This is a genomic window from Heliobacterium mobile (assembly GCF_009720735.1).
Taxonomy (GTDB): domain Bacteria; phylum Bacillota; class Desulfitobacteriia; order Heliobacteriales; family Heliobacteriaceae; genus Heliobacterium; species Heliobacterium mobile.
The window spans coordinates 1-2125 of the sequence record NZ_WNKU01000076.1 but is presented as its reverse complement, the minus strand read 5'-3'; the positions used below and the strand labels follow the sequence as shown (position 1 = coordinate 2125).

The following is a 2125-nucleotide window of genomic DNA, read 5'->3' as shown; positions in this document are numbered from 1 at the left end:
AGCACCAGAATTTGTTGGCGAAATTCCCATACTGGTTAAGGGTTTAACGCGATTTTTAATCTGCGAAACTTGAGTTAAAATAATTAACACTACATAGGAAAAAGTTGCGTAAAAGTTTGGTTCTTAACACCACGATCTTGCGACATTTTCGGCGAGGTCGCTTTTAATTTTGGGACACACTAATCATGGAGGTGATGCGTCTTCATCCAGGAATGGCTTGAATCTCGTCGGCAGCGGAAGAGGGAAGAAGACGAGCTTTCTTTGGCTAACTTAAACGGCAAGTGCGAAAGAAACGCTACCTTAGCCAAAGACCTCGAGTTTTTCCAAGAACAAATCGAAGCCGCAGGGCTGACTGTTCCGAACAGCGTTCAGGAATTATTAAAGGAAAGCCTTGAGAAATCGAGTAATCGGGCTGAGCTGTTTTGTGATCAGCGTGAACAGATGAAGAAACGCGTTCATTGACCTCCCAGCGATCTCGCCTTCATTGGCGGGGTCGCTTGTATTTAATGAAGGATTCCCGTAAAGATTTTTTGCATACAGGGCATCATAGACTTCAGAGGTGATGCAAATGGAAGGTGAAATCGGTTTAAACCGTGATCCAGTCGCAATCGTTAAACACTTCGCCAATGATCGCAAAAAGACAGTAAATGAGCTAACACAATTTATTGCTCAAGCTAACGCTTCAGGCTTATCCGTTCCCGATGAGGTCATAATTCTCCTTGACGAAAAAAGGTTAGAGTTAGAAGACTTGACAGAAACCCTGGCCGACGTCCAGGTGAGGGATAACCAACTTCAATAAACGCAGCGACTTTCGCCATTACCGGCGAGGTTCCATTTTTTGCGTTTACATAGCAGATGAGTTTTTGTTGGGATATGGAAGGCTATTTGTAGGGGTGGGAGGACCATGTCGTCGCTAACTCATCTTCTATGTGAGGGAAAAACTCGTAACTGTTATTTGAACATCAACCAAAACAAACCATGTGTTTGTTATAATAATAGCTACAATACTAAAATACCTCACTACACCAATCTAATTATAGAGACTTATAAATAGGGGTGAATCGGTATGAACAGCGAGATTAGGGATGAACTCAAATCATTAGGCTTCAGAGAAAATAGTTACGGTGGTTTTGAAGGCCGACTTGCAGGCTCATACTTCGCGATTGAAGATCATCCGTGGTCTTCTCAAACAGTAATTTATGGAGATAAACTATCAAACAGGCATGTATATCAGACGGAAATTACAATAGATCGTAAGTATATATCTATTGACCGAATTGTTGAAGCTCTTCTAATCTTCATTGATAATAAAATATTCATAGATAAAGAAGACCTAAAAATTACAAATATAAGCGAAGGAGATATCAAGCTCGAAATTCTAAATGATCTACTAAGCAAAGAAATGATAAGTACTTCAATAAAACTTGGTCTATTAAACACATTAACTTCCATTATGGATCATGGACTAGATCCTAATTTCATGCTGAATAACGACTGCTCAATACTAGAGTTTGCTTGTAAATCAACGAATATATTTCATAAACACAGAGTGGTAAAAGTTTTATTAGACTATGGGGCCAATCCAAATATTGTCGATGATCGGGGTATGACTCTTCTAATGAAATACGGAAAGGATACAGAAATAGCAAAATTATTACTAAATTACGGAGCAAATCCGAATTACACCTGTAAATTAACGGGAGATACAGCACTAGGAATTAATTTCAAAGAACATAAGTTAGTAAGATTACTTCTAGAATACGGAGCTGAGCCAAACATAGAAAATTATGATGAGTTATCTCCTATTGATTTAGCTATTGTTAATAAAGACTTTGTTTCGGCGGAAATCTTATATAGATCTGGTGCAAAGGTAAAAGCTGATCAAGAACAATTAGAATTTGCTAATTTGATGAAGAAGAAAGTGACTATGGAAGCAAAGAAAGTCCAATTATCAGTACGAGAGTATTTGTTATTCTCGATGCTAAAAGAATCTGGGCAAGTTTTTTTAAGTAAAATGGGGATGAAGTCTTTGGCAAGACTAATTGAGGAGCATTCCTGTAATGGATAAATTGGCGTTTTGAAAAAGAAAGCACCCCCTGATAACATACGAGGTGTCTAAAAGCCG

General features: G+C 38.4%; 3 protein-coding genes. All 3 read left to right on the top strand.

From position 1 onward, the window contains the following. The first annotated feature begins 261 nt into the window (after positions 1 to 261). On the top strand, positions 262 to 462 hold the full coding sequence (locus tag GJ688_RS19550; protein ID WP_155478152.1) for a hypothetical protein: 201 nt from the start codon (positions 262 to 264) through the stop codon (positions 460 to 462). 106 nt (positions 463 to 568) lie between these two features. Continuing rightward, positions 569 to 799: a hypothetical protein gene (locus GJ688_RS19545; RefSeq protein WP_155478151.1), complete on the top strand. Its 231-nt coding sequence runs from the start codon at positions 569 to 571 to the stop codon at positions 797 to 799. Positions 800 to 1066: 267 nt separating this feature from the next. Further along, a complete protein-coding gene (locus GJ688_RS19540; RefSeq protein WP_155478150.1) occupies positions 1067 to 2068 on the top strand; it encodes an ankyrin repeat domain-containing protein in 1002 nt (333 codons plus the stop codon). Positions 2069 to 2125 lie beyond the last annotated feature (57 nt).